Origin of the sequence: Aurantimonas sp. C2-5-R2, from assembly GCF_036549495.1 — a bacterium.
GTDB classification, from domain to species: domain Bacteria; phylum Pseudomonadota; class Alphaproteobacteria; order Rhizobiales; family Rhizobiaceae; genus Aurantimonas; species Aurantimonas coralicida_A.
In genome coordinates this window covers 1-8,679 of the sequence record NZ_JAZHLJ010000109.1, presented here as the reverse complement: position 1 = coordinate 8,679, position 8,679 = coordinate 1, and the positions used below count along the sequence as shown (strand labels likewise).

The window sequence follows — 8,679 nt, the reverse complement described above, 5'->3', positions numbered from 1 at the left end:
GACTGCGGGAACGGCAGGTCTTCACGGGCCAGGACATCCATGCCCAACACTAGATCTAGTGGGTGTGGGAATCAACCGGATAGGCAAGGAATGGTCTTCTAAATTCCGTAAATACGGAATACCAAAAGCGCGTTATTGACCGGTTGGCCAGTCTGTCGGACGATCTGTTTCGAGAGTTTGATTGGGGGGCAGAAGAAAATTGGACGAATGACAAAAATGCAGAAGAAGTAGTTTCACATATAAACTCTGAAGTTTTAAGAAATAAGCATGAAATGCTTACGGGCTCGTGGGAGTATTGCGGTATACCAATTCCGAGAAGGACAATAAAAATTCGTGAAGAGCAGATACGTCTGGAATCAGACCCGTTTATTCCAGAGCATATCCGCGATGCAGTCGTGTCACATTTAAGGGGCCGCGAAGAGGCGATGCTCACAGCCGTGGAATATGCGACAAAACAGTATCTCTCCGGGTTAAAGCAGGGACGCTACTGGGATACCTTGGATAAAAATTACCATTGGTTTCAAAACCTCATACAAGACTCGCTGTACCAGAGCGGATATGGGATTTCCGACAACGAAGCACAGGTAAACGATATTCGACGCATGATTCAAAGGCACTTTGAAAGCTATGATCCCCTCGCCAAGCAGGGTCTGCCTGCGAGGCTCAAGAAGTTAGGACGTTTTAAGTTTACCCAATCCACAGCTCATTCCAATACCCAAAAATGACCAAATGGTCAGAAAAAAAAGAAAATTAAAACAAGGATTTATTGGATCTTTGGTCGAGAGTTCGAGTCTCTCCGGCAGCACCAGTCCGCTTTCACTGCGGACCTTGCTCCCCCTTCTTCACTGACGCTGATTTGCCTCACGGCTTTGGTTCACGCTTCGAGTTTCACCGAACGGCCGCGCTCATGGCTCTGCGTTGCGGCGTCGGCCAGCAGCCCCGCCTTCAGCCCATCCATGCCAGAGGGCGAAAGCTGGGTCCCGCTGGTGACGGCGTCGATGAAATAGGCCAATTCGCGGCGATAGGCCTCGGCATAGCGTTCCAGGAAGAAATTCTGGACGGGGTCGGCCGCGACCCCCGCCTGATTGGCGAGGACCACCGTCGTCTGGGGCACGTTTTCCGCCTTCAACAGGCCCTTCGAGCCATGCACTTCGACGCGCTGATCGTAACCATAGGTCGCCCGCCGCGAATTGGAGATCTGCGCGATCTTTCCCGTTGCGGTCTTGAGCAGCACGGCGGCGGTGTCAATGTCGCCGGCTTCGCCGATGGCGCTGTCGACCAGGCAGGAGCCGACGGCGTGGACTTCGGTGATTTCCTCGCCGAGCAGGAAGCGGGCCATGTCGAAGTCGTGGATCATCATGTCGCGGAAGAGGCCGCCCGACGACTTGATGTAGGAGACCGGCGGGGGGCCGGGATCGCGCGACAGGATCGTGACGAGCTCGACGTCGCCGATATCGCCATTGTCGATCCGCGCCTTTAACGAACCGAAATGCGTGTCGAAGCGGCGATTGAATCCGATCATCAACGGCGCATCGCCGATCCGCGCCAGCGTGTCGCGAATCCGTTGCGAGTTGAGGTCGACCGGCTTTTCGCAGAACACCGCCTTGCCAGCGCCCGCGGCCGTCTCGATAAACCCGGCATGGGTGTCGGTCGGCGTGCCGATGATGACGGCGTCGATGTCGGCGGCCGTCAGGATCGCGTCCGCCGGGCGAGCCTTGCAGCCGGACGCGGCCGCAAAGCTCTCGGCCGACTGCGGCAGCGCGTCGGCCACTGCGACGAGCCGCGCGTTAGGATGCGCGACGATATTGCGCCCGTGGATCTGGCCGATGCGGCCGCATCCCAGAAGGCCGAAGCTCAGCATGACATGTCTCCAGAAGTCCAATCTCGCGTCGCAGGACTAATCGCTGAGATTGGAATAGACAATCCGAGCTTGAGAAGGATTAGAATTCAGTCTCGGGACGGTGACAGAGGCCGGACCGACGACGAAGGAGCGACGAGATGCGCAGACGCGAAGCCGAACATCCGTTCTACCGCCCGCTCTGGATTCGCGTGTGCCTGACCGGTGTGCTCGTCGTCTGGACCGCGCTGGAATGGGCGAGGGACGAGCCCTTCTGGGGCATCATGACCAGCGCGGCGGCCGTCTGGGCGATCTGGACCTTCTTCCTCACCTACGATCCGAACGCGGCAGGCGCCAAGGCACCGGCGCCCGGGGAGGGAACGGCCGCGAACGACACCGAGACCAGCGAAGGAAAGTGACCCGATGTCCCATCTGCGCGTTCGACCGAAACGCGACCACGACCGCGTCATCCACGTCACGCCCGAGAGCGCCGGCTGGAGCTATGTCGGCTTCGAGCTGTATCGGTTGGCCCCCGGCGCCAGCGTCGCCGAGCGCACCGGCGACCGCGAGGTCTGCCTGGTGCTCGTCTCGGGTCGTGCCTCCATGGCAAGCGATGGCGAGGACTTCGGCCTGATCGGCGAGCGGATGAGCCCGTTCGAGGGCAAGCCCTGGTCGGTCTATGTCCCCGCTGGCGACCGCTGGCAGGTGACGGCCGAGACCGCCGTCGAACTTGCCGTCTGCTCGGCGCCGGGAACCCCCGGCGCGCATCCGCCGCGGCTGATCGCTCCGGTTTCGCTCGGCCGGGAGACGCGCGGGCAGGGCACCAATGTCCGCCACGTCACCAACATCCTGCCCGAAACCGACCCCGGCGCGGATTCACTGCTGGTCGTCGAGGTGATCACGCCCGGCGGGCACACCTCGTCCTATCCGCCGCACAAGCACGACACCGACAATCTGCCGGACGAGTCCTATCTCGAAGAGACCTACTACCATCGCCTCGATCCGCCGCAGGGCTTCGCCTTCCAGCGCGTCTATACGGATGCGCGAGACGACGGCACGCGCGAACTCGACGAGGCGATGGTGGTGGAGGACGGCGACGTCACGCTGGTGCCGAAGGGCTATCACCCCTGCGCGGCGACGCACGGCTACGATTTGTACTATCTCAACGTCATGGCCGGGCCGACGCGGACGTGGAAGTTCCACAACGAACTGGCGCACGAATGGCTGGTAATGCCGCCGGCGTGAGATCAGAAACGGGGCTTTGGCGGGCGGGCGCGTACTTGTCCGTCTCCGGCGAGAGTTCGGCTTGCCTACTGTTATGGGGCCGGAACCATAATCATGCCGCCCCCGCGATATCCAGGAGAAGCATCGCAAGGTCACGCGGCGCGGTTGCCATTGCGCCATGTCCGCTGGCGATGTCGCGCCAGTCCCATGTCGGTCGGCCTTGACGGGCGGTCATTTCCAGGAGAACCGGACCACCGGTCGGGCTCCCCGCTCTGAGCCGTGCCCACCCCTCGCGCCGCTGCAAGATCCTCCGGCCGACCGTTTCCCTTGAACGAAGCAGGCAAGGTTCAAGGCATGTGCCCCGCGCCTGAACGGTGGCTCTGCGTCTCAGCCGCGCCGCTCGGCGGGTCTGTCCTCCGGGGCGATGAAGCGCACCGTTCGCAGGATCGCGATGAAGGCCGCGGCGGCGTCGTCGATCGCGCGATCGTTGTGGATGCGATGAACCCCCTCGGCGCTCTCCGGCACGTCGAGCGTCGCCTGGCGTCGCAGCCGCTGGTCGATCTCCTCCGGCGTTTCCCGGCCTCGCGCGGCGATCCGCGCGACGAGCAGGTGGCGTGGAGCGGTGATCTCGATGATGTGGAGGCGGGAAAAGCGCTCCGCCGCGTTCCGCAAAGCCGCCCGCGACACATTGGCGACGACGGTCTCGCCGGCCTCCAGGCGTCTCGAAATCTCAGCCGGCAGGCCATAGGAGAGGCCGTGCGCCGACCATGTCAGGCAGAAGGCGCCGGCGGCCTCAGCCGCGGTGAACGCCGCCGGAGTCAGGCTGTCGTGGTCTTCCGCGTCGACAAGCGCGATGCGGGTGACGGCACGGCGGGGGAAGAAGAATGTTGAGTCCGTGGCGAGTGCTGCGGCGGCAATCGCCAGCAGCGAATCCTTGCCGGCGNGTCGACAAGCGCGATGCGGGTGACGGCACGGCGGGGGAAGAAGAATGTTGAGTCCGTGGCGAGTGCTGCGGCGGCAATCGCCAGCAGCGAATCCTTGCCGGCGCCGCTCGGCCCGACGACGGCGACGAACGACCCGGGGGAACGATTTACGAATGGGGCCGCCGCCCCGCTGGCCTGGCGTTGCTTCGTCGTCGGCATCAAGTGGCATCTCTGCAGAGAAGGCACGGCGACGCAGCAGCGGTCGGCCGCTTGTCCAAACGGCCGGTCCATATGTTCAGCGCCGGTCGGTCCGCGCGGCGATGGGCCATCTCCTGAACGGCGGCGATGTCGTTCCGGGTCAGATCGTCGCGGCAGGTTCGGGCCGCGGGCTCCAGGATCGGCGCGGCGGCATCCGGCGAAGCGAGGCCCTGATGATCGACGCGGCTTCCTTGACGCGAAAGGTAGATCGCGTCTGCCCATTCCATATCGGCCGAGCCGTTGGGGATCAGATCATCGATCTGTTCCCGCCTGAGCGTCGGTTCCTGCGGCGCTGTCTTGAACATCCGTTCCCCCTGGAGGCAGACCATGCGCGCCTGGGCAACTGCCGTGAGACGCTCCCCTGTCTGCCACGATTGCACGTTTTCGGCGCGGCCGAATCGCATTCGCGGAATTGTACGGAATCGTCCTGCGCAAGTGGAATCATCAGCCTTTGAGACGAAGATCGCATCCGCGCCCGCATTTGCTTGTGAAGCGGACGCTGTTGGATGGGTCCTGGACCCAGTCAATCCCGAAACTGGCCCTATGGTCGGATCGCGCCAAGCCTTAAGCCTTGATCAGGCGCGCCCGACGCTGCCGCAGCCTGAAATCGAGCCATCGGGCGGGCACGCGCCCACGGGCGCAGTGGACGGCCTATCCCGTTGAGCCGGGGGATCCGAGGGGCGCGCCATCCTGTCGAGCGGATGCACGAGAGGCAGGATGGCCAGCGTCTCGCAGGCTGAGCCGCCGGCCGTCGCAGCTCTCCACAATCAGGCGATGAAAATGAGGATGCCCACATGAATGATACGCTGACGGCCGCCGATCTCGCAGCCACCTTCGACGCCTTCAACCGCCACGACATCGAGGCCGTGATGCGGGTCTTCGCCGACGATTGCGTCTTCTACACCGTCGGTGGGCCGGAGGTGTATGGCACCCGGATAGAAGGCGCCGAGGCCATGGCCAATGCCTTCAGCGGCGTATGGTCCACGATGCCTGACGCCCACTGGGATCATCACAGCCACTTCGTCCAGGGTGACCGGGCGGTTTCGGAATGGACGTTTTCCGGCACCAACGCCGACGGCACGAAAGTGGAAGCGCAGGGTGCCGACTTGTTCACGCTGCGCGGCGGCAAAATCATCGTCAAGCAAGCATTTCGCAAGAACCGCCCGCTGCTCACGGCCTGAACCCAGCGTCGCGCTCCAGATCCGGGAATCCGAGCCATGTCCGATCCCATTCGTCCCAAGCATTGGCCCAAGGCCAGCTATGATCCGCACTACGATCCGCTCGTCGATGCCGGCCCCGGCCACAACCGCGATTACGCGCCGACCTACTGGATCGGGACGGCTGGTCCGCCGCCCGAGGACGACGGGCCGGTCTCGGGCGACATGGATGTCGATGTCGTCGTGGTCGGCTCGGGCTACACGGGCCTGTCCTGCGCCATCCATCTGGCCAAGGAGCACGGGATCAAAGCGACAGTGCTCGAAGCCAATACGGTTGCCTGGGGCTGCTCGACCCGCAATGGCGGGCAAGCCCAGATTTCCTCCGGGCGGTTGAAGCGGTCACAGTGGATCCAACGCTGGGGAGTCGAGGTCGCAAAGAAGCTGCACGCCGAGATCCTGGAAGCGTTCGAATTGTTCCGCGATCTGATCGGCTCTGGCGAATTCGATTGCGAGCCGCAAGACGGCGGGCATTTCTACATCGCGCACAAGCCAGGTGTGCTGCCGAAATTGGAAGCGGAATCGAAGCTTCTCAATGACGTGTTTGGTTACGGTTCTCGCATGCTCGGCCGCGAGGAACTGCATGAGCGCCATGTCAGGGATCAGGAAGCGGCTGGGGCTATGCATGAGCCGGACGGCATCTCGATCCACGCCGGTAAGCTCGCCTTCGGCTATCTTCGACTGGCGCGCAAGCTCGGCGCCAAGGTGCATCCGGCCAGCCCGGTGATGGGTTGGGAAATCAAGGGAGGGGTGCATCATCTGACGACCCCTGGGGGCACCGTGCGCGCCCGCGCCGTGGCGCTGGCGACCGCCGGCTACACGCCGCCGGGGCTCAGCCACCGCACCAGAAACAGGTTGATGCCGATCCTGTCGAATTCCATCGTTACGCGACCGCTGACGGAGGAGGAGAAGGTGGCGTGCGGCGCTCAGACCGGTTCACCGTTGACCGACACGCGCACGCTTCGCCAATACTATCGGTTCCTGCCCGACGGCCGGATGCAGATCGGCAGCCGCAGTGCGATCACCGGCGCCGATGCCGAAAACCCGAAGCATCTGGCGCTTCTGCAAAAGGGGCTCACCCGCAAGTTCCCAGCGCTGGAAGGCATCGATCTGGACTATTCCTGGTGGGGCTGGGTCGATGTCAGCCACGACATGATGCCGCGGATTTTCCAGCCGGACCCGGCGCAGGCAATTTTTTACGCCATGGGCTATGGCGGCAACGGCGTGATGTATTCCGCCCAGGCCGGTCGGCGCATGGCGCAGATGCTGGCCGGCAAAGGTGCCGGCCTCGACCTGCCGATCTTCACCTCGCCATTGCCGAGTCACGGCATCCTGACGCCCTTCCGGCGGTTGGGCCAGCGGATGATGTACGGTTGGTACCAGTACACCGATGAATCTCGATGAATTGGCCGACGACCTGCCACTTATACCAACCTGCGGTGATAGGAACCCATTCGACCGGCCATTTCCCGCACCTTGGCGCCGATGCGTGGCGAGGAGCGGGACGACGCGCGATGCGGCGCATCGGGCGAGGCCCGTGACGAAGCCAAGCGCGGCGCGCGCCCGGCCTTCGGTGGGCTGGACGGGCCTGCCGGACGGCGTCGCACCGCTTGCCCGATGCGCCGCATCGAACCGCGCGGTGCTCCTGGCCGGACAAGCCCGTTCAGCGCCATCGAATAGGTCCCTATCACCGCAGGTTGGTATTAGAGATGTCGTGATGAAGATGACGATCGAGGAGGTGAAGCTATTGCAGATGCGTGAGGTCGCGCATGCGCTTGGGATCATCGGGCTACGGGCATGGAGCCGACCGGCGGTCACAAGGCGCTCCAGGCCCCTGAGCCGCAGGCGTCACTCACCTTCGTCGCGGTAGTCCTCAAACAGGAGCTTGGCGAGCGGTTCCGTTTTTCTACGCCCCGCTGGCCCGGCCGCCGTTGCCGCGGCGATCGCCTGCACGCAGGTGACGGCGATGATATGGAAGACGTCGTCGGCGCTGCAGCCGCGGGACAGATCGTTTGCGGGTTTGGCCAAGCCTTGCAGGATCGGTCCGATCGCCTTGGCGCCACCGATCCGCTGGGCGATCTTGTAGCCGATATTGGCGGCGTCGAGATTGGGGAAGACCATGACGTTGGCCAGGCCCTCCAGCGGGGAACCGGCCGACTTGGCGGCGCTGACGGCCGGCACGAAGGCGGCGTCGAACTGCAGATCGCCATGTATCTTGATGTCGGCGCGGGTCGTTTTGACAAGATCGGCGGCGGCGGCCACCCGGCTGACCCGTTCATGCTTGGCGCTGCCACCGGTCGAGAACGACAGCATGGCGACGCGCGGCTCCTCGCGGATTAACTCGGCGTAGGAATCGGCCGAGGCGATGGCGATCTCGGCCAGTTCCTCGACACTCGGCTCGACGATCATCCCGCAATCGGCGAAGACGAAGCCTCCCTTGGTCGTATGGTGGTGCTCGCAGAGCATCATCAGGAAGAAACTCGACACGATCTTGGCCTGCGGCGCCCGGCCGATGATCTGCAGCGCCGTGCGGACCGTGTCAGCGGTAGTGGCGATGGCGCCACCGACCGTCCCGTCGGCGTCGCCCTGTCGGACCATCATCGCGGCAAAGCCGAGTGGTGTCGTCATGGCCGCCTTCGCTGCGGCCTCATCGACACCCTTGTGACGGCGCAGTTTGTGATAGGCGGCGGCGTAGTCGGCAGTCTGCGGCGCCCGTGTCGGGTCCAGGATGGCGACGCTTGCCGGATCCAAGCCGGTAGCGTCCAGCTTCGCGGCGATTGCCCGCGGGTCGCCGAGGAGTGTGATCCGGGCGATGCCCTCGCGCACCGCGCGCGCCGCACCCTCGATGATGCGCGCGTCCTCGCCTTCCGGCAGTACGATGTGTTTTGGCGAGGTCTTGGCGGCAATGATGATGTCGTCGAGTGGCTTCATGGTTCGCTGTCCTCGCGAGTGCGATTTGCCACGGCAGTCCGGGGCCTGAGCTCATCGCCGTCAGTTCAGATATGCGATGCCGATGAGGATGAAGGCGGCGAGGAAGACGGTCTCGGCGACGACGAGGAGGACGGCTTCGCGGCCGACGGCGAGGATGCTCTTCAGCGCGGTCTTCATGCCGACGGCGGCGATGCCGAACAGGAGCGCCCAGCCGGAGACATCGGCGGTAATGTCGGCCGCCTGCTTCGGGATCAGGCCGAAGGAGTTGAGCGCGGCCAGCGCCAGAAAGCCG

Annotated in this window: 10 protein-coding genes; 5 read left to right on the top strand and 5 right to left on the bottom strand. The window is 63.8% G+C overall.

Annotation, left to right across the window (positions count from 1 at the left end; all coding sequences use genetic code 11):
• Nucleotides 1-143 precede the first annotated feature (143 nt).
• Nucleotides 144-725 (top strand): hypothetical protein, encoded by a 582-nt coding sequence (locus VQ044_RS22595; RefSeq protein WP_327649754.1) that lies wholly within the window; start codon nt 144-146, stop codon nt 723-725.
• Between the two features lie 149 nt (nt 726-874).
• Here VQ044_RS22595 and iolG read toward each other — a convergent pair whose 3' ends face one another.
• Nucleotides 875-1,861 carry an inositol 2-dehydrogenase gene (iolG, locus tag VQ044_RS22590; RefSeq protein WP_327649753.1) on the bottom strand — a complete coding sequence of 329 codons (987 nt, stop codon included), beginning with the start codon at nt 1,859-1,861 and terminating at the stop codon, nt 875-877.
• 137 nt (nt 1,862-1,998) lie between these two features.
• Between iolG and VQ044_RS22585 the strand changes: the two genes are divergently transcribed.
• A complete protein-coding gene (locus tag VQ044_RS22585) occupies nt 1,999-2,256 on the top strand; it encodes a DUF3329 domain-containing protein (protein ID WP_327626280.1) in 258 nt (85 codons plus the stop codon).
• A gap of 4 nt (nt 2,257-2,260) precedes the next feature.
• Entirely contained in the window at nt 2,261-3,082 is an 822-nt protein-coding gene (gene iolB / locus VQ044_RS22580) for a 5-deoxy-glucuronate isomerase (protein WP_327649752.1), read from the top strand.
• Nucleotides 3,083-3,448: 366 nt separating this feature from the next.
• Here iolB and phnN read toward each other — a convergent pair whose 3' ends face one another.
• Nucleotides 3,449-4,213 (bottom strand): phosphonate metabolism protein/1,5-bisphosphokinase (PRPP-forming) PhnN, encoded by a 765-nt coding sequence (gene phnN / locus VQ044_RS22575; protein WP_442880733.1) that lies wholly within the window; start codon nt 4,211-4,213, stop codon nt 3,449-3,451.
• A complete protein-coding gene (locus tag VQ044_RS22565) occupies nt 4,203-4,547 on the bottom strand; it encodes a hypothetical protein (RefSeq protein WP_327649750.1) in 345 nt (114 codons plus the stop codon). Before VQ044_RS22565 ends, phnN begins: the two co-directional genes overlap by 11 nt.
• A 501-nt stretch (nt 4,548-5,048) precedes the next feature.
• On the opposite strand from VQ044_RS22565, the gene VQ044_RS22560 reads away from it, so the two are divergent.
• Both VQ044_RS22560 and VQ044_RS22555 read left to right on the top strand, forming a co-directional pair.
• The gene (locus VQ044_RS22560) at nt 5,049-5,423 is read left to right on the top strand and encodes a nuclear transport factor 2 family protein (protein ID WP_327626283.1); all 375 of its coding nucleotides are present in this window, start codon (nt 5,049-5,051) and stop codon (nt 5,421-5,423) included.
• Between the two features lie 36 nt (nt 5,424-5,459).
• Nucleotides 5,460-6,860, top strand: a complete 1,401-nt coding sequence (locus VQ044_RS22555; RefSeq protein WP_327649749.1) for an NAD(P)/FAD-dependent oxidoreductase — start codon at nt 5,460-5,462, stop codon at nt 6,858-6,860.
• Nucleotides 6,861-7,304: 444 nt separating this feature from the next.
• On the opposite strand, the gene pta is transcribed toward VQ044_RS22555, so the two are convergent.
• Entirely contained in the window at nt 7,305-8,387 is a 1,083-nt protein-coding gene (gene pta, locus VQ044_RS22550) for a phosphate acetyltransferase (RefSeq protein WP_327649748.1), read from the bottom strand.
• Nucleotides 8,388-8,447: 60 nt separating this feature from the next.
• Nucleotides 8,448-8,679, bottom strand: a 232-nt coding sequence (locus VQ044_RS22545) for a putative sulfate exporter family transporter (protein WP_331827789.1), incomplete at its 5' end; no start/stop codon positions are given.